This is a genomic window from Pseudomonadota bacterium, assembly GCA_037200975.1.
GTDB lineage: Bacteria > Pseudomonadota > Gammaproteobacteria > Steroidobacterales > Steroidobacteraceae > CADEED01.
On the sequence record JBBCGI010000001.1, the window covers coordinates 1,505,971 to 1,531,712 of the forward strand.

Below are 25,742 nucleotides of genomic sequence, written 5' to 3' on the forward strand. Positions count from 1 at the left end.
GGGCGCCGCTTTTTTCTTCGGCGCCGGCTTTTTGAAGGTCGACGAGGTCTTCTTCGTGCGCTGCTCGATGATGAGCACGTTCGGCCCGACGGGTTTCCTGACCGGTTTGGCGCGGCGCTTGGCGAGCTCTTCCACCATGGCCTTGCCGAGATCGGCCGGGGATTTCACGGTGCGCGCGCCCGCCTTGTCCAGGGCGCGGAACTTGTCGGCCGCGGTGCCCTTGCCACCCGCGATGACGGCGCCGGCGTGACCCATGCGTTTGCCCGGCGGCGCGGTCACGCCCGCGATGTAGGCGACGACGGGTTTAGTGACGTACTTGTGGATGAAATCCGCCGCGGCTTCTTCGTCCGTGCCGCCGATCTCGCCGACCATGATGATGCCTTCGGTCTGCGGATCGCGTTCGAACAACTCGAGCACCTCGACGAAGTTCATGCCGCGCACCGGATCGCCGCCGATGCCGACGCAGGTGCTCTGGCCGAGACCTTTGTTGGTGGTCTGGAACACGGCCTCGTACGTGAGCGTGCCGGAACGCGACACGATGCCGACGCGGCCTTTCTTGTGAATGAACCCCGGCATGATGCCGATCTTGCATTCGCCCGGCGTGATGATGCCCGGGCAATTGGGGCCGATGAGCCGCGTGCCGGAGCCGGCCAGCGTCGCCTTCACGCGCACCATGTCGTTGATCGGGATTCCTTCGGTGATGCAAACGACGAGTTCGATCCCGGCATCGCTGGCTTCGAGGATGGCGTCGGCCGCGAACGGCGCCGGCACGTAGATGACGCTGGCGGTGGCGCCGGTCTGTTTGACCGCGTCCGCCACGGTGTCGAACACCGGCAGATTCAGGTGCTTCTCACCACCACGGCCGGGCGTGACGCCGCCCACGACCCTGGTGCCGTACTTGATGCTTTGTTCGGTATGGAACGTGCCCTGCTGACCGGTGAAGCCCTGCACGATGACACGCGTGTTCTTGTTTACGAGGATGCTCATGACTTACTTCTTGCCATTGGCAGCGAGCGAAACGGCCTTCTTGGCCGCGTCGGTGAGGTCGGTGGCGGGCGTGATGGCGAGCGCGCTGTGCGCCAGCATCTCGCGCGCCTGCTCGGCGTTCGTGCCTTCCAGACGCACTATCACGGGCACGGCGACGCCGACTTGTTTGACGGCAATCATCACGCCTTCGGCGATCAGGTCGCAGCGCACGATGCCGCCGAAAATGTTCACCAGGATCGCGCGCACCTTCTTGTTGGACAGGATGAGCTTGAACGCCGCAGTGACACGCTCGGCAGTGGCACCGCCGCCCACGTCGAGGAAGTTCGCCGGGTTGCCGCCGTGCAGCTTGATCAGGTCCATCGTGGCCATCGCGAGACCGGCGCCGTTGACCATGCAGGCGATGTCGCCGTCCAGCGAGACATAGTTGAGGTCGTGTTCGCTGGCCTGCCGCTCGATCGGGTCTTCCTGCGAAGGATCGCGCATCGCCGCAGCCGCCTTCTGGCGGAACACCGCGTTCGCATCGATGTTGATCTTGGCATCGAGGGCGACCAGCTCGCCGGCCTTGGTGACGATGAGCGGATTCACTTCGAGCAGCGCAGCGTCGCGCTCGAGATAGATGCGGTACAGCGCCATGAGGATCGACTGGAATTTGCCGATCTGGGGACCCTTGAACCCCAGGCCGAAGGCGAGCTTGCGGCACTGGTAGGCCTGCAGCCCGGCGGCCGGGTTGATGTCGACGCGCAGGATTTTCTCCGGCGAGTGCTCGGCGACTTCCTCGATGTCCATGCCGCCGGCAGCGGAGGCGATGACGGCCACGCGGCCGCGCTCCCGGTTGAGCGTGAGCGACAGGTAGATCTCGCGCTCGATGTCCGAACCCGTTTCCACGTACACGGTTTCGATGGGCAGGCCTTCCGGACCTGTTTGTTTGGTGACCAGCCTTTGCCCGAGCATGTCGGCCGTGGCGGAGCGCACGGTATCGAGGTCGCGCGCCAGCTTCACGCCGCCCGCCTTGCCGCGGCCACCCGCGTGCACCTGGGCTTTGACCACCCACAATGTGCCGCCGAGTTTCTCCGCGGCGGCGACAGCCTCGTCGGCGCTTTTCGCCGCGAAGCCGGTGGGGACGGGAATTCCGAACTCGCGGAAAACTTCTTTTGACTGGTACTCGTGGAGATTCATAGGCCCCGAACTTGAGGAGGGAAAAAGAGCCGGTATTCTCCCGGAATCGTGCCGCAGTCGCCAGTTGCAACTGCGCGCGTGTGCGCTGCAACTCCTTGCTGTCTGCTACAGTCGCGCCCGATGCCGCTCGCCGCTGCGCACACTGCTCCGACTGATCTCGCCTGGCGCGTCATTGGGCTGGTCAATCTCTACCGGCTGCTGGTTCCGCCGTCGCTTTATGCACTGTTTGCGTTCGCCGGCACCAGCAGCTTGCTCGGCGGCGCAAGGCCGGAGCTGTTCCTGTGGACCTGCGTGGTCTATTTCGCCGCTGGCGTTGCGATAGTCGTCGGCGGCCGGCGCCTGCTGCCCAATCTGCGCGCCACCACGTTCGTGCACGCGATGGTCGACGCGATCGCCATCAGCCTGCTGATGTTCTCGAGCGGCGGTGTCGCGAGCGGCCTCGGAATCCTGTTCGTCGTGCCGGTCGGAGCCATGGCGCTGCTGGCGGACAATCGCGACGCTTTCGTACTGGCCGCGCTCGCCACCCTCGCGCTGTTGGCCCAGCAGATAGGCGGGCACGTCACGGGCACGGCCGACGCGGTCGATTATCCGGCCACCGGCATCCTGGGCGGAATCGTATTCCTGGTGGCTCTGCTCGCCTGGCCCCTCGCGCGCCGGCTGCGGGACTCGGAAGCAACTGTGCGCCGGCAACAGGTGGACCTCGCCAACCTGGCGCAGTTGTCTCAGTACATTGTGCAGCACCTGCGTGAGAGCATCGTGGTGGTCGACCACGAGAATCGTGTCCGCCTCATCAACGAAACCGCAGCGCAGCTGCTCGGCGATCGCAGCGCTTACCCGGGCGCGTTGCTGGGCGAGGCGTCGCCGCAATTGCTCTATCTACTCGAGACCTGGCGCGCGCGCCTCACGGCGCCCGCAGCGCCGCCCTCGACGTTCGTCGCAGCCGACGGCGGCCATGTGATCCAGCCGCACTTCGCCTCGCTCGGCGGTTCCGAGCCGTCTCCCGTCATCGTGTTCCTGGAAGACACCGAGTTGCTGGCGGCCAAGATCCAGCAATCCAAGCTCGCGGGGCTGGGCCGTCTGTCCGCGAGCATCGCGCATGAGATCCGCAATCCGGTTGGCGCCATGAGCCATGCCGCGCAGCTGCTGGCCGAATCCGCGTCGCTCTCCGCGGAAGACAAGCGCCTGACGGAAATCGTGCGCACCAACGGCGACCGTGTCCGGCAGATCATCGAGAACGTGATGTCGATGGCGCGGCGCGAAAGCTCCCGTCCCGAACGCGTTGTGCTGGCGGCTTGGCTCGAGGGGTTCCGTACCGAGTTCTGCGCGACCATGCAGATTCCGCCGGAACGCCTGGCAACGTCCTCACTTCTCGGCGACGTCGAGGTACAAGCCGATCCATCGCAACTGCGGCAAATCGTCTGGAATCTCTGCGAGAACGCCGTGAAGTACGGCTCCACCGAGAACGACAGCAATGTCATCGAGTTGCGCGTCGGGCGCCTCGCCTCCACGGCGCGTCCGTTCCTTGAAGTGGCCGATCGCGGCGCGGGTATTCCGGTGCAGCATCGCGAGAGAATCTTCGAACCATTCTTCACCGGCAACGAGCGCGGCACAGGATTGGGCCTGTTCCTGGCGCGCGAACTGGCGCAGACCAATGGCGCCACTCTTCTATATGAGCCCCGCACCAGCGGGGGCAGCTTGTTCCGCATTGTGTTCCGCGACCCGGAACGCTGGGTAGCGTAGGAACTCCGCATGGCAGCGCCCATGGTTTTGGTAGTCGACGATGAGCCGGATCTGGTGGAGCTGGTGGCGTTGACACTGTCGCGCATGCAGCTTGCCACGCAGTCCGCCGGCGACGTCACCGGCGCCAAAAAACTCCTCAAGGCTCATCATTTCGACCTGTGTCTCACCGACATGCGATTGCCCGACGGAGACGGGCTCGACCTGCTCGAGTGGATGTCGGCAAATTGTCCCGGTGTGCCGTGCGCGGTCATTACTGCGCACGGCAACGTCGAATCAGCCGTGCGTGCCCTCAAGCTCGGTGCTTTCGATTTCGTTTCCAAGCCGCTGGATCTCGGCGTTCTGCGCCGCATCGTTTCGACCGCGCTCAAACTTTCGCAGCGCGGCGACATCGGCGCATCGACGCGCACCGGCACGCAGCTGATCGGCAGCGCGCCCGGAATGCATCGACTGCGCGAGATGATCCTGCGCGTCGCGCGCAGCCAGGCGCCGGTGCACATCTTCGGCGAATCGGGCACCGGCAAGGAATTGGTGGCGCGCATGATTCACGCCTCGGGTCCGCGCGCGGAGGAACCGTTCGTCCCGGTGAACTGCGGCGCGATCCCCTCGGAGCTCATGGAGAGCGAATTCTTCGGCCACAAGCGCGGCAGCTTTACAGGCGCCGTAACCGACAAGACTGGACTGTTTCAATTCGCGGAGGGCGGGACTCTGTTTCTCGACGAGGTGGCCGACCTGCCGCTGCACATGCAGGTGAAGCTCCTGCGTGTCATCCAGGAAAAGTCGATCCGGCCGATCGGCGAGCAGCGCGAATCCGCAATCGATGTGCGCATCCTGTCCGCGACCCACAAGAACTTGGGTGATCTGGTCGCACAGTCGAAATTTCGCGAGGATCTCTTCTACCGCATCAATGTCATCGAACTGCGAGTCCCACCGCTGCGGGAGCGCGCCGAGGACATTCCCGATCTCGCCGATGCCATCCTGCACCGACTGTCGCGCCGGCTCGGCGTCGAGTCGCCGGCGCTCACGCCGGCGGCGCTCAAATTGCTGGAGGAATTCTCGTTTCCCGGTAACGTGCGCGAGCTGGAAAACGTGCTGGAGCGCGCGCTCGCGCTCTGCAACCAGGGCCGGATCGACGTCGGTGATCTGCAATTGCGTGCGGTGCCGCGTCCCAACTCCGCCGGTGCCTCGCCCGAAGCCATCGCGCAGCGTGCCGCCGGTGCAAGCAAACCTGGCGAGAAGGAAACGTCCGGCCGTCACCCGCTCGGCGAGCAGCTCGAAGATGTCGAGCGCGCCGCGATCATCAAGGCTCTGGAGCAGACGCGCTACAACAAGACGGCGGCGGCCAAGGCGCTCGGCATGACATTTCGCGCGCTGCGTTACCGGATCAAGAAGCTGGGGATCGAGTAGCCGCCCGGGTTCGCGCAAACATTCAGTGCGTCATTTCCCGTAGAGCCAGGACAATCCGAACGTCCACGCACGATGCACGAGATACGTGAGCGGCGCAAACACGACCCCGACGATCGCGATCGCATAGAGATAGGGAACGTGCAGCCTTTCCACCAGCAGCGCGCAGAAGCACATGCCGATGATGATGTTCATGCCCGTCACAAGCGAATAACGGAGGAATTCCGGCAGCGCCGCCGAGCCATGCGTGCGGAACGTCCACGACTTGTTGAGCACGAAGCCGACCACCGTCACGATGATCGAGCACAAGGCTAGCGACAGTAGATAGTGGATCCCCAGGTATTCGGTGAGCGCGTACGCAATGCCCACGTTGAGCAGCACGCACAGCCCCCCGGTCACGACATACCGGGTGAGCTCGTCGATGCGCTGCCGGGATATCAAGGTTTTCTCGTGAGCTCGACCGCGAAGATCGCGGCGTTCGTATCGCGCAGTCCCGCGGGCGTTAGGCGATCCGCGGTCCACGCGAGCAGATTCACGCACAGGTTGAGTGGCGCCAGCAGGAACCACAGCGGCCCGAGCAGCTTGATGCCGACGAGCATCGGAAACATCGGAATCCACGCGGCCGGGCCGCACAGCGCGGTCATGCGGTGTATTTCGAACCCGGCCTCTTCGAGCTGCACGCGCAGGCCATCGCGCGTCCAGCGCCAGTAGTCGGTCGGATGCGGGTGATAGGGCCACACGCCGTGCGTCGAGAGGAACAGGTACCCGTCCTTTTTTAGCACACGCTTGATCGCCGCCAGATACGCAGGCACGTCGCGTACGTGTTCGAGCACCTGGAACGACACGACGACATCGACGCTTTCGTCCGCGAGGGGCACCGCACCGTCCGAGCCGATCAGCAGATCGGGCTTTCCATCGATGTCCGCTCCGATGTACTGCGCGCCGCGCGCGATGAAGATGGACCGGTAGGGCATCGTTCCGCAGCCAAGATCGAGCACGCTGCGGCCAGCAAGTTCGCGGCGCCTTGCAAACGCTCGTACCGCGCCTTCGAGCGCCATCGCCGCAAGCCCATCCCCTTCGAACCAGAATTTCACGCCACGCTCTCCCTCATCCTTGTCCCGGAGTAGATAGTCAACATCCGCCCGAAATTCGCGTGCCAGTCGAAATGCCGGGCCGCCAGCTCGCGGCCGCGCGTGCCAATGGCGCGCAACGCGCCCGGGTCGGCCAGCAAGTCCTGAATCGCCCGCCGGAACGCGTCCGCGCGCCGCTCGGCGAGCACGACCTGACCCGACACGATGCTGCCGGCGTACGCCGGATCGTCGGTCGTCACCACGGGCAGTCCACTCGCCATTGCTTCCTGCATCGCCAGCGTGAATATCTCGCCGATCGCGGGGAATGCGAAGACATCGCACGCCCGATAGATCTCGGCTGTCTGGGCTTGATTCAGGGCGCCCAGCCAGTGCACACCCGGCACACGTCCCGCAGCCGGAACATCGCCAGGCCCGACGAACACGAGATCGAAGGCGGCGCTCTTGGCGTCGAGCAAGATCTGATAGCCCTTCTTCTCCACCAGCCTGCCGACGAACAGGACCAGCGGCCGATCCTGCGGCAGCTCACATCGGCCGCGAATGTCGCGGCGCTCATTGGCACTCGCCGGACGAAACAGCGCGGTATCGATGCCATTGGCGAGCACGAGCACGCGCTCCTCCGGCACGCGCCGGGAACGCAGGAAGGCGCGCACGTTTTCGTTGTAGGCCACGATGCTGCGCGCATGCGCGAAGATCCATCGGCCGACCGTCGCGTACACAAGTCGTTGCACCCACATCACGAAGCGGCTGGGATGATCCACCAGCGCGACGTGCTGGGTCAGCAAGAAAGGTTTGCGCGCGATGAAAGCCAATGCCGCGACAATCCAGGAGCTCATATAGAACACATCGTGGATGTGCACGACGTCCGCCCGTTTCAGCTGCTTCCAGGCCGCGGGAACGAGACGCGGGGAAAACAGTGGGAACGGTATGAAGAAGCGCTTTTCGAAGAAGTGCGCGCACGACAGCCGGATCAATTCGATTCCCGCGCGAGGCTCATCCGCGCGCGCAGCCGATCCGGACCGGGAAGTCAGGACGACCACGCGATAGCCATTCTCGGCCAGGCTCTGTGCCTGCCGCTCGACGACCAGCTCGAGCCCGCCGACGTGCGGTGGATAGTGATGGGCCACGAGGAGCGCAGTCGGCATCCGCTCTTCGTCAGACGCGTGGCGCTGATCCGCGCTCACGCCCCGTGGGTCCGTGCCATGACCAGCAGGGACGTGCCACCCAGGATGCGTGCGGATAGCTCCTTGTTCACCAGCGACAGGATCTTGCGCGGCAGCCAGAAGACGTACTCGCTCGCGCTGCGCGGCTGATCCATGAGACGACTGACGTAGTCATGCGCAATGACCGAATACCCGCACTCCTTCAGCGTTTCGAACGCGACAGCGGCGGTGTAGAAGTGCAGGTGTCCGTACTGGCGGCGAGTCCACTGCTGGTGATTGATGAGTACGCCGGCGACGTGCATCTCGAGGGGAATATTGAAGATCACGACCGGCGCGAGGCGGCGGATCGTGCGCAGGAACTCGAACGGATTCTCGACGTGCTCGAACACATCGATACACAACAGGGCGTCAAACCGGCGGTCGGACTTCGTCAGGTCCTCGCAGTAGTACGAAAGGTGCGGACCGCCCCGTTTGCGCGCCATTTCGATGGCGGCGGAAGCGATGTCGAAGCCCGAGTAGGCGACGGTCGCCGGGAATTCCCGTGCGAGCGTCGCGAGGATGAGTCCCGCCCCACAGCCAATTTCCGCCAGGGTCGCCGGGACCGGCCAGCCCGAACGTCGCCACAGCGCATGGATCCGCTCGGCCTTCCAGACACTGTCTTCCTCGCCCCAGCTCGGATTGGCGGCGAGGTACGCACCGTCGGAATAGCGCTGATCGGCACTCGTCATGGGCTTCGATCTTCCAGAATGTAGGTGGCGAGCGTAATACGAGGCTGTCGGCAGAATCGTGATCGCGGCACCAATTCGCGTGTCGGGCCGGCGGGCGTGCGTTGAGTCACGCTTCGCCCCGGCATCGATGCGACCGTGCGCGAGGTCACGCTTCAGACTACCGCGTGTGCGACATAATGTGCACGATGCATTCGCTCGAACCTACGCCGCGGGATGTGCGCCGCAAGCCCGACATTGCCGTGCTGGTCCCCTGTTTCAATGAAGCAGTGGCCATAGCCCGTGTGGTCGGGGATTTGCGCAATGCGCTGCCACAAGCGGCCATTTACGTCTACGACAACAACTCGACGGACGGGACGGCCGAGGTCGCGCGGAAAGCCGGAGCGATTGTTCGCCGCGAGCCTTTGCAGGGCAAGGGCAACGTCGTCCGGCGCATGTTTGCCGACGTCGAGGCCGACGTCTATCTGCTGATCGACGGCGACGGCACCTACGATGCGAGCGCCGCGCCGTTGCTCGCTGAACGGCTGCTGCAGGATGAGCTCGACATGGTGACCGGCGTTCGCATAGCGGAATCCGCCGGCGCTTATCGCATGGGCCACAAATTCGGCAATCGCGCGCTGACCGGTATGGTCGCCAACATCTTCGGCGACCGTTGCGCGGACATGTTGTCAGGCTATCGCGCTTTTTCACGGCGCTTCGTCAAGTCGTTTCCGGCACTCGCTTTTGGATTCGAAATCGAGACGGAGCTGACCGTGCATGCATTGGAACTGCGCATGCCGATCACGGATTTTCCGACGCGCTACGGCAATCGCGAGCAGGGCTCGGCCAGCAAACTGCACACCGTGCGGGACGGCCTGCGCATCGGCGCCGCGATCGTTCACGTGGTGAAGGAAGAGCGGCCGCTCAAGTTCTTCGGGCTGATCGGCCTGCTGTTTTTCGCCACGGCGCTGGTGTTCGGCTACCCCGTGCTGGTCACATACCTCGAAACCGGGATGGTCCCGCGTCTGCCCACCGCCATCCTCGCGATGGGCCTCATGATCATCGGATCGCTGAGCTGCACGGCGGGCGTGATCCTCGATTCGATCACCAATGCCCGGCGCGAGCTGCGGCGATTGCGATACCTCGATATCCCGCTGTTCCACGCCGAGCACAATTTCTGAGCGCGCGCGTCATTCGCCCGCGAATCATCCAATGACTGACACGCCAACCGGAGTTGTGACGAGCGGATTGTTTGCCCGCCTGCCCGTGGGTCGTTCCGCGGCGGTACGTGCACTGATGATCGTTGGCGCGCTGGTGACCGCCGCCTGTGTCATCTGGATCCAGCAATTGCGGCTGAGCGGCGACCCGGGCGGTCTCGCGCCTATCTTCTTCGTGCTGTTCACGTTCTACGACTATGGCGCCGCCATGCTCGCGCTTGGCATCTTGCTGATAGCCTTGTTCGTCCCCCATTGGGCAGGGCTCGATCGATTGCTGCACTGGCTGGGCGATCACCCGGTCGCCATCGGCTGCGCCGTCGCGACGCTGCTCTCGCTCGGCGCGCTGGTCGTCTATCGCAACCAGCCATTGTCGATGGACGAATATGCCGCGACTTTCCAGAGCCAGGTGTTCGCGGCGGGCCATATTTCCGGGAAGTTCCCTCTGGACCTGCTGAACTTTCTCATTCCCGAAAGCTTCCAGAACTTCTTTCTCAACGCTTCGAAAGCGACCGGCGAGGTCTCCTCCAGCTACTGGCCGTCATTCTCGCTCCTGCTCACGCCGTTCACGCTGCTCGGCATTCCGTGGGCCTGCAATCCCGTGCTCACGGGCCTCACCGTCGTCGTGCTCAACCGGCTCGCACTGCGGCTGTTCGGCGGCGTCCAGGCGGCGGGGATGGTCACGCTGCTCACGCTCGCCTCGCCGGTGATCTTTGCCGACGGCATCTCGTACTACTCCATGACCGCGCACATGCTGGCGAACGCGCTGTTCGCGTTGCTGCTGATGGAGCCGGCCGCGCGCCGGCTCTTCCTGGCCGGCGTGGTGGGTTCGATCGCGTTCACGCTGCACAATCCGGTACCGCACCTCCTGTTTTCGCTGCCGTGGTTCGTGTGGCTCGCGTTGCAGGCGAAGCCAGTCGGCAAGATCGCCATGTTGTGCGCGGGCTATCTACCGCTGTGCATCGTGCTGGGGATCGGCTGGTTCCTGCACTCGAGCACGCTCAAGCTCGGAGGTGTCGCGCCCACCGACGCTGCCAACGGCCTTGACGGCCTCATGTCGGCTTTTGCCTGGCCTACTCCACGGCTTTGGTACGCGCGCCTCGTCGGACTCACCAAACTTTTTTTGTGGGCCGCGCCCTGCGTGTTGTTGCTGGCGTTCGCCGGCGCGGCGCGCGTCCGGCATGACGCGCGCTTCGTCACGCTGACTGCGAGCGCGCTTTTGACCTTCACCGGCTATCTGTTTTTCGTGGCGGACCAGGGACACGGCTGGGGTTTCCGCTACTTTCATTCGGCCTGGCTGGTACTGCCATTGCTCGCGACCGGCTTCCTCTTCGCACCCTCGAATACACCTCCACCCAGGGAGGCTCTCGCCTCAGAGCCCCCCGCCGCGGCGGATGCGGACACGCGTACGTACGTCATCGCATGCGCGGTCCTCAGCCTGTTCGCCGCGGTCGGACTGCGCGCCGTGCAGATCCGTGAGTTCATCGACGGCCACGTGGGTCAGCTGCCGCAATATGCCGGCACCGAGCCGCGCGTAATCGTCGTCGCAGGTGTGGGGTTCTATCCCTACGATCTCGTGCAGAACGATCCGTTCCTGCGAAAGGACGTCGTGCGCATGATGGATCTCGGCGAGGAAGCGAATGCCGCCGCGATCCAGCGGCACTTCCCGAACTACCACCTTGTCTACCGCGAAGACCACGGCGAGGTGTGGTCGGCGGCAACTCCATTGCCGTCCCAGCGCAAGCTACCCGGGGCTTCATCGCCATGAGCGCATTCGTTCGATGAGCGGCATGAACCAAACCGCGATCCTGCGATTCGTCGCACTCGCGGCGCTGATCTTCGGACTCTGGGCGCTCCAGCATCCGTATCCCGGCATCTTCCACGACGCGCAGCTCTACACCATCCAGGCACTGGCGCGGGTGTTTCCCGCCGATCTCGCCAACGATATCTTCCTGCGCTTCGGCTCGCAGGAGCACTTCACGTTTTTCGGCCCGCTCTACGCTGCGATGATTCGCACGCTGGGCGTCGGCGCCGCGGCGGCGGTGCTCACCTTCCTATTCCATACCGCGTTCGCCGCAGCCCTGGTGCTGCTCGCGCGGCGCGTGCTGCCGGCGCACCTCGTCTGGCTCGGCGTCGGATTGGTCTGCGTCATCCCGTTCACGTACGGCGCTCGCAAGGTCTTCTTCGTGATGGAAGACTTCGTGACGCCGCGCTTGCTGGCCGAGGCCTTCGTGTTACTCGCGCTCACCGCGGCGCTCGACCGGCGCTTCAAGCTCGCGGCCGCGGCGATCCTCGCAGGGGGCTTGATGCACCCGATCATGGCGCTGACCGGCCTCGGCATGGGCGTGTTCCTCGAGGTATTCTCCAAGCGGCAACGGACGGTGTTGCTCGCCACGGCGGGCGTCGGGTTGTTAGCCGTATTCACGTTGCTCGCGCTGCGCGGCACGCAGCTGCGCTTCGACGAGGACTGGTGGTCACTGATTCACAGCGGCCTGCCTTATTTGTTCCCGCTCGAATGGCGCAAGCTCGATTGGGCGCGGGTCATCGTGATCGCGACCGTCCTGTACGCGGCCATGCAATGGGTTTCCGCGGGTCGTGTGCGCGAAGTGAGTCGCGCCGCGCTGATCGCGCTTGCGCTCGGAATTGCACTCAGTATCGTCGGCTCGGACTTCATGCGTCTGGTGCTCATGACGCAGTTACAGACTTGGCGCATCGCCTGGCTCGCGGGCGCGATCGCGCTGCTCGTGTCGCCCATGGTCGCAATCGCGTTGTGGCGCGGCGGCATGATCGCGCGCATTGCGCTGGTCGCGCTGCTGGCTGCCTTCCTCATGGCCGATGAACGATTTGCGCTGTCTTCCGCACTGCTCGCGGCGACCCTCGTGCTGGTGACGCCGTGGATCAAACAGGAGCTGCCGGTTTTGCGCGTCGTCTTGTGGGGGATGTGCGCGGTGCTCGCGCTCGCGGCAGTCATCAACCTCACATCGAGTGTCATCGTGGCGCGCGCGATCATCAACCAGGACGCTGTGCCGGGGTGGCTGCGCAGTATTCGCGCCGTCAGCGGCACCGGCGTCATTCCTGCGCTCGTGTTGATTGCCGTCGGCTTGGCCGTCGCGCGTGCAACGCCGAAACTGCTCGCGATCGCTGCGGCCGGATCCTTCGCGTTCGCGGCCGTCATCGCATGCACGGCGCTGCCGCAATGGAATCGAACGCCCTGGTCCGCCGCCAACGTGAGCGCGTTCGCGGCCTGGCGCGACCGAATACCACAAGGCACCGAGGTGCTGTGGTACCAGAATCCGATGGCCGCCTGGCTGGTGCTGCAGCGGCCCAACTACGTGTCGAACTTGCAGGGCGCAAGCGCGCTGTTCTCGCGCGACGCCGCCATGGTGTTGCGCGACCGGCTGATCGAGCTCAAGTCGTTTTCGGACGGCGCGGACACCTCCGGCTCGCAGCCACGGTTCGCCAGCGACGAGTCGCGCAAAGCGGTGGCGTTGCAAACGATCTGCCACGCAACTACGGCCCCCTTCGTCGTCACGCGTGACGCGCTCGAGACAGCGCCGCTTGCGATCGCGGCCGATTCGCTGCCCCCGGAACTACGCGACTGGAAGCTCTACTCCTGCGCCGGCATTGCGAACACCGCTGCCGTTCCATGAACCTCTCGTCATTGCTGAGAGCCGAGATCGTGCGCTACGGGTTGATCTCGGGCGTCGCACTGATCGTCGACCTCGGATTGCTGACACTGCTCACGAAAGTCTGGGGCATTCATTACCTCGTATCTGCCACCTGTTCCTTTATCGCGGGTGGCGTCGTCGCGTACTTCCTGTCTGTGCGGTTCGTATTCCGATATCACCGCGTGCGTCTGCGCAGTTTGGAAGCCGCGATGTTCGTCGCGCTCGGCGCGGCCAGCCTCGCCGTCAATACTGCCATCATGGCGCTCATGGTCGGACGCGCCGGCGCATCGATCCTGGCAGGAAAACTCGCGGCCGCCAGCGTCACGTTTGGCGTGAATTATCTGCTGCGCAAGTTTGTGCTGTTCTCGCCGCGCGCGTCTGCGGCTGGCAAGCCCGGGGACGCCACCTGATGGACGGAGCAGCGCCGGCAGTCTCCCGACTGGGAGAGACAAGGATTGCGCGCGCGCTGCCGTGGCTCGCGCTGGCAGGCCTGTGGCTCCTCGCCACTAACTATCGGGGGCTGTATCACGACGCGGTGTTGTACTCCATTCAGGCCATGGCGCATCTCAAGCCCGAGTTGTACGCGGGCGATCTGTTCCTACGTTTCGGCTCCCAGGATCGCTTCACGTTGTTCTCGTCCGTCTATTCACTGCTGACGGGCTGGCTCGGCCTCGAAACCGCCGCAGCATGGATCACGTTCATCGCCACTCTCGCGCTCGAATTTGCCGCACTCCTGCTTGTCTGGCGGCTCGTCCCGAAGCCGCTGGCGTTGTTGGGCCTCGCATTCCTGATCGCACTGCCGAACGACTACGGCCCGTATGGCGTGTTCAATTTGCTCGAGCCCTTCGTCACGCCGCGCATGCCCGCCGCAGCACTGGCGCTCGGCGCGGTGCTGGCCATGATCTCAGGTCGCCGGCTGCTCGCGGCGGCGCTCTTGGTCGCGAGCGCCTCGATGCATCCGCTGATGGCAGCGCCGGCGTTCGCCATCGTCGCGTTCTTCGGGCTGCCCCCCGGGCGGCGCTGGTATCTGCCGGCGGCCGCGGGCGCTGGTCTCATCCTGCTGGCATTGTTGGGTTCACTGCCTGCAATCGACGCGTTGCGCGTCGATGCCCCGTGGGATCAGTTCCTCGACGATTACGCGCGCTACCTGTTCGCAGGCCGCTGGCGCCTCGTCGACTGGCTGCATGCCTGCCCCGCATTGCTCACCCTGTTGTTAGGCGCGCGCGTGCTCGCGGACGCGACCGCGCGCCAGCTTTGCGTCGCAGTCCTGTTCACAGCGGCGTTGGGAATGGCGATCATGGTGATCGGCGCCGACTGGCTGCGCATCGCGCTCGTCGTTCAAGGACAGGGATATCGCTGGCTCTGGCCCGCGACGCTGGTGGCGCTACTGGTGCTGCCCGCGATCGGGGTTGAGCTGTGGCGCCGCGGGCCTTTGGGCCGCGCGGCGCTGTTCGCGCTGGCTGCCTTATGGATCGCGCGTGACGAGCCGTTCGCTCCGACGATCGCCTTGGTCGCCGCATTTGTCGCCGTCCTCGCCCTCCGGAATCAAGGCGCCCTCAGGTACCAGCGCTGGTTGCTGGTCGGCGCCACGTTGTTGTTTGGAGTCACGGCGTGCACCGCGCTGGCCGGACGCTGCCTGACAGTGGCGAATGCGTACGAGCAAACCTCGGCGCCGGCGCTGTTCGACCAGGTGCATTGGCTGTTCGTCGGCGGCCTCCTGCCCGCTCTCCTTCTCATCGGCCTGTTCGCCCTGGCGCAAAGCCCGGCGCGGCGCGGCGCGAATGCAGCAGCCGCGCTCGTGCTGCTAGGCGCCTGCGCCGCACTAGCGCCCGTGAACTTCGCCAGCTGGACGCGACGGGATTTCGATGCGGGCATCTATACCGCATTCGCGTCCTGGCGCGCGTTGATCCCGCCACGCAGCGAGGTGGTGTGGATCGATTCGCCGGAGTCCGCCTGGCTGCTGCTCGAGCGTCCGTCGTATTTCTCGATCCGGCAAAGCTCGTCCGGCGTATTCTCACGCGCGGCAGCGCTGGAGTTCATGGCGCGGGAACGGCAGCTCATCCCCTTCATGAAAGGCAGTTCGTCGACGCAGGCGCTGACGTTCATCGGCGAGAAGCGCAGTGCGGGCGGCGAAGCCGCGCGCACGCTCGCCGACGCCTGTCGCTCGCTGGCGGGAATATTCCTTGTAACCCGCGCCGTGTTCGAAGGTCCGGGGCTGGCCGAGGCGCCGGCTGGCCTGCCGGCGAGTTATCGCAAGCTGCGACTGTATCGGTGCGACTCCATACCTACTCGAGTAGCCAACTAAACGCATGAAGACAGCCATCATCGCCGGGGCAGGCCCCGCCGGCCTCACCGCCGCACACGAATTGCTCGCCCACACCGACGTCAAGCCTGTCGTGATCGAACTCGACACCCAGGTGGGTGGCATCTCGAAAACCATCAACTACCGCGGCAACCGCATGGATCTGGGCGGTCACCGCTTCTTCTCGAAATCCGACTGGGTGATGAACTGGTGGCAGAGCCTGCTGCCGGTCGCCGCGGGCGAAGACACCACCGACCTCGCGCTCACCTATCAAGGCCAGAGCCGGCCGTTCACCGCGGGCGCCGCCGGGAATGCGGAGGCCGACGAAGTGATGCTGGTGCGCTCGCGCCTGTCGCGCATCTACTATCGCCGCAAGTTCTTCGACTATCCACTGAAAGTAAACCTCGCGACGGTGACGAATCTCGGCTTCGGCTACATGAGCGCCGTCGGCCTGAGCTACATGAACGCACGGCTGTTCCCGCGCCGGAACGAAGTCTCGCTCGAAGACTTTCTGATCAATCGCTTCGGCGACCGTCTGTATCGCACCTTCTTCAAGGACTACACCGAGAAGGTATGGGGCGTCCCTTGTAGCGAGATCTCGGCCGAGTGGGGTGCGCAGCGCATCAAGGGACTATCGATCAGCAAGGCGATCGGCCACGCGCTGCTCAAGCCCTTCCGCGCGCTGGGCGACACGCGCCAGAAGAAAGTCGAGACCAGCCTCATCGAACGTTTTCTCTACCCGAAGTTCGGGCCGGGCCAGATGTGGGAAGTCGCGGCGAAGCGTATGCAGACGAAAGGCGGCGAACTGCGCCTGCAGCATCGCGTGGTCGAACTGCATACCGAACGCAATCGTGTCAGCGCCGTGAGTGTGCGCGACGAAACCGGCGGCGGTGTGACGCGCCTGCCCTGCGATTATTTTTTTTCGACGATGCCCGTCAAGGATCTGACCGCAATGCTGAAACCCGCGGATGTGGAAATCGCGCGCGTGGCGAGCGCGCTGCCGTATCGCGACTTCATGACGGTGGGCCTGCTGGTGCGCAAGATGCGTCCGACCGGCAAAGGCGCCGCGGCCGCGAATCTGCCACCGGACAACTGGATCTATGTGCAGGAACCCGACGTCAAGCTCGGCCGACTGCAGATATTCAACAATTGGAGTCCACACCTCGTCGCCGACGCGAATACCGTGTGGTTAGGCCTCGAATACTTCTGTAGTGAAGGCGATGCGCTCTGGTCGATGCGCGATCCTGAATTCCTCGACTTCGCCGCGCGCGAGCTCGCGAAGATCGGACTCATCGATCTCGCCGACGTGCTCGACGGCACCGTGGTACGCGTACCCAAGGCCTATCCGGCGTACTTCGGCGAGTACCGCGGGATCGGCGCGGTGCGCAGTTTTCTCGACGAATGGGACAACGTGTTCCCCATCGGCCGGAACGGCATGCATCGCTACAACAACCAGGATCATTCGATGCTCGCGGCCAAGGCGGCCGTGGAATCCATCGCGCAAGGCGCGAGCAAGAAAGCCATCTGGGCGGTGAACGCGGAAGACGAATATCACGAAGCCCGCGATGGCAGGAGCTGACAATTTGCGTCAGTTTGTGACGCGAATCGGACCGGGTGTCGTCAGCTAATGACGAAGCTAAGTTAAGGGGACTTCGCCGTTCGGCGACAAACCCGTTCCAAATCAGTCGATTGGTCGGCAGAAAATTTCTGGCATATCGATTGCAATGTCCGCACAGCAGGCAGCAATGCCGCTGACTCATTCCTCTACACCACGCAATTGGAGATTTATTACATGAAGTCTGTTCAAAAGGGTTTCACCCTCATCGAACTGATGATCGTGGTGGCCATCATCGGCATTCTCGCCGCGATCGCCATCCCGGCTTATCAGGATTACACGATCCGCGCCCAGGTGACGGAAGGCCTGAACCTGGCTGCCGACCTCAAGGCCGCCGTTGCCGAGCAGTTCGCTCAGACGGGCAGCTGGCCGGCGGACAATTCGGCCCTCGGCCTCACTGCCGTCAAGTCGGGCAAGTATGTGGCGAGCGTCGAAGTTGACGACGGCACCATCAACATCACCTACGGTGGTGTCAATGCGAACGCGAACCTGACGGCGAATCCGCTCCTGGCCCTGCGCCCGACCACCAGCCCGAACGGCGACGTGATCTGGAACTGCGGTTACAAAACTGAAGTGGGTTCCCCGACGCCGGCCGCTGGTGCCAACAACACCTCGGTTACCGCGAAGTACCTGCCCTCGACCTGCCGCTTGTAAGCGGGAGTCGATTCAGCTGTTGATTCGGCAAGCATTTGCCGAAGGTCGAAGCCCCTCTCCCGAGGGGCTTCTTCTTTTGGGAGCCCGGTCACGCGTGTTCGGTGCTGCCTATGCGACTATTGACGGCAGATTTAACAATTGCCTGCCTCGGGTCCTTGAGTAGACTACGGACCCCAGCGGGATTCTTCGCTTGCACGTAACCGCATGAATGACAACGCATCTCTAGCGCTCGGCGGCAATCGCTCGGGTCTCGGTGGCTTGCCGCAGAGGCTCGTGCAGGACGGCGTCGTCGAAGAGGCGGCCATGCTGAGTGCGCTGCAGTCCGCCAAGGACCGCAAATCCAGTTTCGTCACGCAGCTCATCTCCGCTGGAGCCGCGAAAGCGCGCGACATCGCCATCGCCGCCTCTGCCGAATTCGGCGTGCCGTTGTACGACCTCGACTCACACAGCGTCGATCTCGACATCGTCAAGTTGGTTCAGGACAAACTAGTCCAGAAGCATCGCTGCCTGCCCTTATATCGTCGCGGCAAGCGCTTGTTCCTCGCAGTCGCGGACCCGACCAATCTGCATGCGATCGACGAGATCAAGTTTCAGACTGGCATGGGCATCGAGGCGGTGGTCGTCGAAGACGACAAACTGCAGAAGGCCATCGACAAGGCGGTCGAGCAGGCCGACACCGCCATGCCCAATCTCGTCGACGACGAGACCGGCTTCGATCTTGAAAACCTCGATGTTACCGGCGGCGACGACGAGGCCGAAGGCGCCGGGGTATCGCGCGACGACATCGAAGACGCGCCCATCGTGCGCTTCGTCAACAAATTGTTGTTAGATGCCATCCGCCGCGGCGCCTCCGACATCCACTTCGAGCCGTACGAGAAGATGTACCGCATCCGTCTGCGCATCGACGGCGTGCTGAAGGAAGTGGCCCAGCCGCCGGTGCAGCTCGCGATGAAGCTCTCCGCGCGCCTGAAGGTCATGTCGCGCCTCGACATCGCCGAGCGCCGCGTGCCGCAGGACGGCCGCATCAAGATGAAGCTTTCGAAGACTCGCGCGATCGACTTCCGCGTGAGCTCCTGCCCCACCTTGTTCGGCGAGAAGATCGTCTGCCGTATTCTCGACCCGTCGTCCGCGATGCTCGGCATCGACGCGCTGGGTTACGAGCCGTTCCAGCGCGAGATCTATCTCAAGAACCTGGCGAAGCCGCAGGGCATGATCCTCGTCACCGGGCCCACGGGTTCGGGCAAGACCGTGTCGCTGTACACCGGCCTCAACATCCTCAACCGCGAAGACACGAACATCTCGACCGCGGAAGACCCGGCGGAAATCAATCTGCCCGGCGTCAACCAGGTCAACGTCAACAACAAGGTGGGCCTCACCTTCGCGAGCGCGCTGCGCGCGTTCCTGCGCCAGGATCCGGACGTCGTCATGGTCGGCGAAATCCGCGACCTCGAGACGGCGGAGATCGCCATCAAGGCCGCACAGACCGGCCACTTGGTGCTGTCCACGCTGCACACCAACGACGCGCCGCAAACCCTCACGCGTCTGGTCGACATGGGCGTGAAGCCCTATGCAATCGCGACGTCAGTCAGCCTGATCATCGCGCAGCGCCTCGCGCGCAAGTTGTGCTCGCAGTGCAAAGTCATCGTCGATGTGCCCGCCGAAGCGCTGCTCAAAGAAGGTTTCCAGGAAGCCGACGTCAAAGCCGGCATCAAGATTTATGGCGCCAAAGGTTGCTCGGCCTGCAGCGACGGTTATAAGGGCCGCTGCGGCATCTACCAGGTCATGCCAGTAACCGAAGCGCTCGGACGCATCATCATGGAAGGCGGCAATGCAATCGACATCGCCGACCAGGCGGCGAAGGAAGGCGTGTGGGATCTACGCCGCGCGGGATTGGAGAAAGTCAGGCAGGGCTTGACCAGTCTCGAAGAAGTAAACAGCGTCACGCTCGAATAAGGACCTGTAATCCATGGCAACTGCAGCAGCAACTCAATCCGCCCGAGGCGTCAAGCGCGACGTTCCTTTCTCATGGGCCGGCATGGACAAGAAAGGCAACCGCATCACGGGCAAGAGCCTCGCCCCTGACGAAACTGCGCTGCGTGCCGACCTGCGCCGTCAGGGCATCGCGGTCAGCAAGATCAAGAAACAGTCGCAGGCCTTCAAGAGCGGCGGCAAGGTAAAGGCCGAGGACATCGCCGTTTTCAGCCGCCAGCTCGCGACCATGCTCGCCGCAGGCATTCCGCTGGTGCAGGCCTTCGAGATCGTGGGCAACGGCAACGACAAGCCCGCGATGCAGAAACTGATCCTCGATATCAAGGCCGACGTCGAAGGCGGCACTTCGCTGCACGAAGCGCTGGCCAAACATCCGCTGCATTTCGACGATCTTTTCGTCAACCTCGTGGAAGCGGGCGAACAGGCCGGCGCGCTTGAAACGCTGCTCGACAAAATCGCGACCTACAAGGAAAAGACCGAAGCGCTGAAGAAGAAGGTGAAGAAAGCCTTGTTCTATCCTGCGGCGGTCATGGTCGTCGCGGTCGTAGTCACCGTGATCCTACTCATCTTCGTGATTCCGCAGTTCGAATCGCTGTTCAAGGGTTTCGGCGCGGATTTGCCCGCGTTTACCCAATTCGTCATCGACTTGTCGCGTGGGCTGCAGGACAACGGCGTCTTCGTAGCGATGGTCGTCGCCGGCATCTTCTGGACGTTTTTCTATTTCAAGAAACGTTCCAAGGCCATGCGCGAGTTCCTCGACCGCGCACTGCTCAAGTTCCCGATCATCGGGCCCATCATGTACAAATCGTCCGTCGCGCGTTTCGCGCGCACGTTGTCGACGATGTTCGCCGCCGGCGTGCCGCTGGTCGAAGCGCTCGAATCCGTCGCCGGTGCCACCGGCAACATTGTGTTCGAGAACGCCGTACTCAAGATGCGCGATGAAGTCGCCACCGGTCAGCGTCTGCAACGCGCCATGGAAAACACCGGCCTGTTCCCGAACATGGTCATCCAGATGATCGCGGTCGGTGAAGAAGCGGGCGCGCTCGATGCGATGTCCGGCAAGGTCGCAACGTTCTACGAAGCGGAAGTGGACAACGCAGTCGACAGCATGTCCTCGTTGCTCGAGCCGTTGATCATGGCAATCCTCGGCGTGCTGGTCGGCGGTCTGGTCATCGCGATGTACCTGCCTATCTTCAAACTGGGCGCCGTGGTGTAAGCCACTCGACGCTGTCGGACCCGAAACGCCGCGCTCAACCCGCGGCGTTTCTTTTTCAGAGAGAGAGATACAGGGCCTATGGAGTTCTTCGACACACTTGCGGCGACCCCGGCGCTGTTTATCGGCTGCTGCGTCGCGCTGGGACTGATGGTCGGCAGTTTCCTGAACGTCGTGATCTATCGTGTTCCCATCATGATGGATCGCGAGTTGCGCGCGGAATGTGCGGCGTTCGCCGGCAGTGAGGCCGTGGCACCGCCCGTGTTCAACATCATCACGCCTCGCTCTGCCTGCCCCTCGTGCAAGGCGCCGATCACCGCGCTGCAAAACATTCCGGTAGTGAGCTGGCTGGCGCTGCGCGGCAAGTGCGCGAATTGCAAGACACCCATCAGCGCGCGTTATCCCGCCGTCGAGCTAGCTACCGGCCTGCTGTCCGGGTTCATTGCCTGGCACTTCGGTTTCAGCGGGCTGGCGCTCGCGGCCCTGGCATTCACCTGGCTGCTGATCGCGCTCACGATGATCGATTTCGACACGCAGTACCTCCCGGACCAGCTCACCTATCCACTTTTGTGGCTGGGGTTGATCGTGAGTCTGTGGCACCCGGTCTGGGCGCCGGGAGGCGATCCGGTGGGGCCGCGCGAGAGCATCATCGGCGCGGTCGCCGGGTACCTGAGCCTGTGGAGCGTGTACTGGGCGTTCAAGCTGCTCACCGGCAAGGAGGGCATGGGTTATGGGGACTTCAAGCTGTTCGCCGCGCTCGGCGCCTGGCTGGGCTGGCAGATGTTGCTGCCCATCATCGTGTTCGCGTCGGGCGTCGGTGCGATATTCGGTGTGTTCGTCATGATCCGCCAGCGCAAGGGCAAGGACACGCAGCTCGCGTTCGGTCCGTTTCTGGCGATCGCCGGCTGGCTGGCGCTGATCGCGGGCCATGCCGTCGTGTCGCGCTATCTCGCGCTGTTCACGCCGCACGCCTGAACGATGTCGCACGGCTTCAGAGTGGGGCTCACCGGCGGGATCGCCTGCGGCAAGACCACCGTCGCCAATCTTTTCGCCGCGCTCGGAGCGACTCTCGTTGACACCGACATGCTGGCACGCGAAGTCGTGGCCCCAGGAACGACGCTGCTGGCGAAGATCGTCGAGCACTTCGGCGCCGCGGTGTGCGCCGCGGATGGCAGCCTCGACCGACGCGCGTTGCGCGCGCGCATTTTTTCGAGTCCTGCCGAGCGTCGCTGGCTTGAGGAATTGACCCATCCGGCCATCCGCGAGCTGACGGACGGACGCAGCAAGGCACGAAAGGGCAGCTACGTCATGGTCGCGATTCCACTGCTGGTCGAGACGGGCGGCGCGCAGCGCTTCGATCGGGTGCTGGTCGTGGACTGCGAACCTGAATTGCAGCTTGCCCGGCTGCAGGCGCGCGACGGGACCCCGCGGGCGGAGGCCGAGCGCATGCTCGCCGCGCAGGCGACACGCGCGGAACGGCTTGCCGTGGCCGACGACGTCGTCAGCAACAACGGCGATGTCGCCGCCCTGCGCGATCAGGTGGAGAGGCTTCATCGGCAATACGTCGCCGCAAGCCGTGCGCAATCGGATAAGGTCGCGACATGAATGCGGACGAAGATAGAGAAGAATCTGCGCGGTTTACGCCAGAGGGCGGGCACGCGCAGAATACGGCGATGTCCGAAGAGGCCCAACCACAGCATCCGCCGGCCCCGCAGGCCGCGCCGCTCGTATTCGAGCAGCCGCTCAACGAGCGCATGCGCACGTTCCTGCGCCTCGATTTTCTCTATAACCAGGCGCTGTATCACAACGAGATGCAGAGCCAGTGGGGCAGCCGCGCCGCCATGGGCAGCCTGCTCGACATCCTCGCCATTGCCGCGCGCGGCGACGTACGCGCGGACGTGCAGAAGGAGCTCGAGCGCCATCTCGCGCAGCTCAACGTGTTCCAGAGCAAGCCGGGGGTCGACTCCGCGCGCCTGCGGACCGTGATGAGCAATCTGCTGCGCCTGCGGGCAGACCTTGTTGCCTGCGGCTCCAACTACCTCGCGGGGCTGAAGGATTCGGAATTCCTTTCCGCGATCAAACATCGCAGCGCGATCCCGGGCGGCACCTGCGAGTTCGACCTGCCGGACTTCTTCTTCTGGTTGAACCAGGCGACCGATGCGCGGGCGCGCTCGTTCAACGATTGGTTAGCCACGTTGCGGCCGCTGTGTGATGCCATCGCCGAACTGTTGTGGATCACGCGGCAGCATGGCAAGCCACGGCAGGAGATCGCGCGTGCCGGGGTTTATCACATCACCTTCGAGCGGGACACGCCTATCCAGTTGGTGCGTATCGCGCTGCCGGCGGATTCGGGGTTGTATCCGGAGACGAGCGGGTCTCACTACCGTTGCAGCGTCCGGCTGCTGGCGTGGAATGGGTTGCAGACGCGGCCGGTGCAGACGCCGGACGACGTGCCGTTCACGCTGACCTGCTGTACTTAGTCAGGGGCTCACGCCCCACATAGGAAAACGGCGTCGAATCGACGCCGTCCGTGAGATTGCCTGGAAGTAGACAGGCGTCAGTTTGCCGGCGCCGTCACTCCAAGCGCATTCGCCACGAATCCGAACTGATCCGCAATATCCTCGATCTGCATCCAGACCGGTTTGCCGGCGCCATGCCCCGCGCGAGTTTCGACGCGGATCAGCACCGGATTGCCGCAGGCCTGGACGCGCTGCAGTTCGGCCGCGAACTTGAAGCTGTGCCACGGCACGACGCGGTCGTCGTGATCCGCGGTCGTCACCAGCGTGGGCGGATAACACACGCCGTCCTTCAGATTGTGCAGCGGCGAGTAGGCGTAGATAGCCTTGAACTCCGCCGGGTCGTCGGAGAGACCGAAGTCGGTCGACCACTGGCGCGCATTGGCGCTCGCGATCTGGTACCGCAGCATGTCCATCACGCCGACAGCAGGTAGCGCGGCGCCGAACAACTCCGGCCGCTGTGTCATCACCGCACCCACTAACAACCCGCCATTGCTGCCGCCCCGGATCGCAAGCCGCTTCGGATTCGTGAATTTTTCGCGGATCAGGTATTCAGCCGCGGCGATGAAATCGTCGAACACATTCTGCTTCTTCAGGCGCGTGCCGGCGCGATGCCACTCCTCGCCGTATTCGCCGCCGCCGCGGATGTTCGCGACGGCGTAGATGCCGCCCATCTCGATCCAGGACTGGATAGCCGGATTGAACCCGGGCGACATGATCTGGTTGAAGCCACCGTATCCGTAGAGAACAATCGGCTGGCTGCCATCGCGCGGCGCATCTCTGCGGCGAATGATGAACATGGGCACTCGCGTGCCATCCTTGCTGCCATAGAACACCTGCTCCGTCACGAACGGCGAAAAATCCGCGGGCACGCTCGGCGTGCGGAAATCGCTGACGGAATTCTTCGCGACATCGAGACGCAGAATGCGCTGCGGCGACAGGAAATCGGTGTAAGAGAAAAACGTCTCGGAATTCGTGCCGCTGCCCGAGAAACCCTTGGTTGTGCCGAGCCCAGGCAGCTTCACCTCACCCGCCGGCACGCCGCTCGCCTCGTACAACCGCACGGCGCTGCACGCGTCGCGCGAGTACTCGACCACGAAACGTCCGCCGATGTAGCTGGAACTCGTGATCGCCAGTTCATCCTGCGGCACCACGGTGCGCCACGCTGCGGGCGCTGGGTTGTTGGCATTGACCGCAATCACGCGTCCACGCGGCGCGGCGTTGGTCGTGAAGAAATAGAGCTCATCGCCGTTGGAACCCAGGAATTGGTACAACGCGTCCCACGCGCCGAACACGTCCTTCGGCTTCGCGTCCTTCTTGCGCAGATCCTGCACGCGGATGGCGTTGGCATCGTAGCCGTACGAAAGGTCGATGATCAGATAACGGCCGTCTTCGGTAACCTGCGCGGCGGGGACGTAGTCAGGATTGTCTGCCACTCGATAGACGAGGCGGTCCGCCGCCTGCTCGTCCCCGAGCTTGTGGAAATACACGTCGGGCCGACCGGCATCGTCGCCGCGCTCCGCCGTCGCGGTGTTCTGCCCGGGCTTGAGTGGATAGCGACTGTAGTAGACCCCCGAGTTGTCGCGCGCCCACGAGACCGCATGGAACTTGCTGAACTTGAGCATGACCGGCAGATCGACGCCGTCGGCGACGCGACGGAAGTGCCAGGTGTTCCAGTCGCTACCGGCATCGGACAGTGCGTACGCCAGGATTTCGCCGCTCGGGCTCGGCACGAACTGCGACAGCGCGATGGTGGCGTCATCGCGTTTGCCGTTGGGATCCATCAACACGCGTGGCGTCGCATCGAGGCCCGCGGACACGTAGAGGACGCTCTGATCCTGCGTGCCGTCGTTGCGCAGATAGAAATAGTTGTTGCCCTGGCGCTCCGGCACCCCGAACCGCTCGTAGGTCCAGAGTTGTTTGAGCCGCTCGCCGAGCCAGGCGCGTTGCGGCAGTCTTTCGAGATAGGGCTGCGCCAGCGCATTTTCCGCGCTGACCCAGTCGCGCGTGGCCTTCGCATCCGGATCTTCGAAACCGCGATATGGATCCGGTACGCGCACGCCGTGGTACTCGGCGACCACCTCGCCGCGCGCCGCTGGCGGATACTGGATTTTGGTTGGACTCACGGGCGGGTTGTTCTCGGCCTTTGGGCTGGTCGCGCATGCGTAAACGAGAACGAGTGAGCCGGCCAATGCCGCGCACAGGTAGCGATGACTCGTGACCATCCCTAAACTCCCGTCATGATTTTGAACGGCAGTGTAACAAAAGGCGTACGCGCGCCTGTCCGGCGCGACGGACTTTATTTTCGTCCT

At 63.9% G+C, this 25,742-nt stretch carries 20 protein-coding genes and 1 pseudogene; 14 read left to right on the forward strand and 7 right to left on the reverse strand.

Going from position 1 to position 25,742, the window contains the following annotated elements:
* Positions 1-123: 123 nt before the first annotated feature.
* Both sucD and sucC read right to left on the reverse strand, forming a co-directional pair.
* Positions 124-987: pseudogene (gene sucD, locus WDO72_06695) on the reverse strand (succinate--CoA ligase subunit alpha).
* A gap of 3 nt (positions 988-990) precedes the next feature.
* A complete protein-coding gene (gene sucC / locus WDO72_06700) occupies positions 991-2,163 on the reverse strand; it encodes an ADP-forming succinate--CoA ligase subunit beta (protein MEJ0085350.1) in 1,173 nt (390 codons plus the stop codon).
* Positions 2,164-2,283: 120 nt separating this feature from the next.
* Here sucC and WDO72_06705 point away from each other — a divergent pair, with 120 nt between their 5' ends.
* Positions 2,284-3,903 (forward strand): PAS domain-containing sensor histidine kinase, encoded by a 1,620-nt coding sequence (locus WDO72_06705; GenBank protein MEJ0085351.1) that lies wholly within the window; start codon positions 2,284-2,286, stop codon positions 3,901-3,903.
* A 9-nt stretch (positions 3,904-3,912) separates the two neighbouring features.
* The gene (locus WDO72_06710) at positions 3,913-5,307 is read left to right on the forward strand and encodes a sigma-54 dependent transcriptional regulator (GenBank protein MEJ0085352.1); all 1,395 of its coding nucleotides are present in this window, start codon (positions 3,913-3,915) and stop codon (positions 5,305-5,307) included.
* Positions 5,308-5,337: 30 nt separating this feature from the next.
* Here WDO72_06710 and WDO72_06715 read toward each other — a convergent pair whose 3' ends face one another.
* Genes WDO72_06715 through WDO72_06730 form a run of 4 tightly spaced genes read right to left on the reverse strand, consistent with a single transcriptional unit; the run spans position 5,338 to position 8,283 of the window.
* A complete protein-coding gene (locus WDO72_06715; GenBank protein MEJ0085353.1) occupies positions 5,338-5,745 on the reverse strand; it encodes a GtrA family protein in 408 nt (135 codons plus the stop codon).
* Positions 5,742-6,398, reverse strand: a complete 657-nt coding sequence (locus WDO72_06720) for a class I SAM-dependent methyltransferase (protein ID MEJ0085354.1) — start codon at positions 6,396-6,398, stop codon at positions 5,742-5,744. Before WDO72_06720 ends, WDO72_06715 begins: the two co-directional genes overlap by 4 nt.
* Positions 6,395-7,537: a glycosyltransferase family 4 protein gene (locus tag WDO72_06725; GenBank protein MEJ0085355.1), complete on the reverse strand. Its 1,143-nt coding sequence runs from the start codon at positions 7,535-7,537 to the stop codon at positions 6,395-6,397. Before WDO72_06725 ends, WDO72_06720 begins: the two co-directional genes overlap by 4 nt.
* Positions 7,538-7,572: 35 nt before the next feature.
* Positions 7,573-8,283, reverse strand: coding sequence for a class I SAM-dependent methyltransferase (locus tag WDO72_06730; protein ID MEJ0085356.1), 711 nt, complete (start codon positions 8,281-8,283; stop codon positions 7,573-7,575).
* A 185-nt stretch (positions 8,284-8,468) separates the two neighbouring features.
* Here WDO72_06730 and WDO72_06735 point away from each other — a divergent pair, with 185 nt between their 5' ends.
* From WDO72_06735 to zapD, 12 genes are all read left to right on the forward strand, one after another.
* Positions 8,469-9,440, forward strand: coding sequence for a glycosyltransferase (locus tag WDO72_06735; GenBank protein ID MEJ0085357.1), 972 nt, complete (start codon positions 8,469-8,471; stop codon positions 9,438-9,440).
* Positions 9,441-9,471: 31 nt separating this feature from the next.
* Complete coding sequence (locus tag WDO72_06740; protein ID MEJ0085358.1) at positions 9,472-11,241, forward strand: hypothetical protein; 1,770 nt, start codon at positions 9,472-9,474, stop codon at positions 11,239-11,241.
* A 13-nt stretch (positions 11,242-11,254) separates the two neighbouring features.
* Positions 11,255-13,123: a hypothetical protein gene (locus tag WDO72_06745; protein MEJ0085359.1), complete on the forward strand. Its 1,869-nt coding sequence runs from the start codon at positions 11,255-11,257 to the stop codon at positions 13,121-13,123.
* Entirely contained in the window at positions 13,120-13,551 is a 432-nt protein-coding gene (locus WDO72_06750; GenBank protein ID MEJ0085360.1) for a GtrA family protein, read from the forward strand. Before WDO72_06745 ends, WDO72_06750 begins: the two co-directional genes overlap by 4 nt.
* Positions 13,551-15,446: a hypothetical protein gene (locus WDO72_06755; protein MEJ0085361.1), complete on the forward strand. Its 1,896-nt coding sequence runs from the start codon at positions 13,551-13,553 to the stop codon at positions 15,444-15,446. The genes WDO72_06750 and WDO72_06755 overlap by 1 nt, the downstream gene beginning before the upstream one ends.
* A gap of 4 nt (positions 15,447-15,450) precedes the next feature.
* Entirely contained in the window at positions 15,451-17,022 is a 1,572-nt protein-coding gene (locus WDO72_06760; protein ID MEJ0085362.1) for an NAD(P)/FAD-dependent oxidoreductase, read from the forward strand.
* Between the two features lie 213 nt (positions 17,023-17,235).
* Positions 17,236-17,712, forward strand: coding sequence for a pilin (locus WDO72_06765; protein MEJ0085363.1), 477 nt, complete (start codon positions 17,236-17,238; stop codon positions 17,710-17,712).
* A gap of 204 nt (positions 17,713-17,916) precedes the next feature.
* Positions 17,917-19,665 (forward strand): type IV-A pilus assembly ATPase PilB, encoded by a 1,749-nt coding sequence (pilB, locus tag WDO72_06770; protein MEJ0085364.1) that lies wholly within the window; start codon positions 17,917-17,919, stop codon positions 19,663-19,665.
* A gap of 13 nt (positions 19,666-19,678) precedes the next feature.
* Positions 19,679-20,917, forward strand: a complete 1,239-nt coding sequence (locus tag WDO72_06775; protein MEJ0085365.1) for a type II secretion system F family protein — start codon at positions 19,679-19,681, stop codon at positions 20,915-20,917.
* Between the two features lie 147 nt (positions 20,918-21,064).
* Positions 21,065-21,889, forward strand: a complete 825-nt coding sequence (locus WDO72_06780) for an A24 family peptidase (GenBank protein MEJ0085366.1) — start codon at positions 21,065-21,067, stop codon at positions 21,887-21,889.
* A gap of 21 nt (positions 21,890-21,910) precedes the next feature.
* Entirely contained in the window at positions 21,911-22,519 is a 609-nt protein-coding gene (gene coaE / locus WDO72_06785) for a dephospho-CoA kinase (protein ID MEJ0085367.1), read from the forward strand.
* Positions 22,520-22,587: 68 nt separating this feature from the next.
* The gene (zapD, locus tag WDO72_06790) at positions 22,588-23,394 is read left to right on the forward strand and encodes a cell division protein ZapD (protein ID MEJ0085368.1); all 807 of its coding nucleotides are present in this window, start codon (positions 22,588-22,590) and stop codon (positions 23,392-23,394) included.
* 77 nt (positions 23,395-23,471) lie between these two features.
* On the opposite strand, the gene WDO72_06795 is transcribed toward zapD, so the two are convergent.
* Positions 23,472-25,556, reverse strand: coding sequence for a prolyl oligopeptidase family serine peptidase (locus WDO72_06795; GenBank protein MEJ0085369.1), 2,085 nt, complete (start codon positions 25,554-25,556; stop codon positions 23,472-23,474).
* Positions 25,557-25,742: the final 186 nt, after the last annotated feature.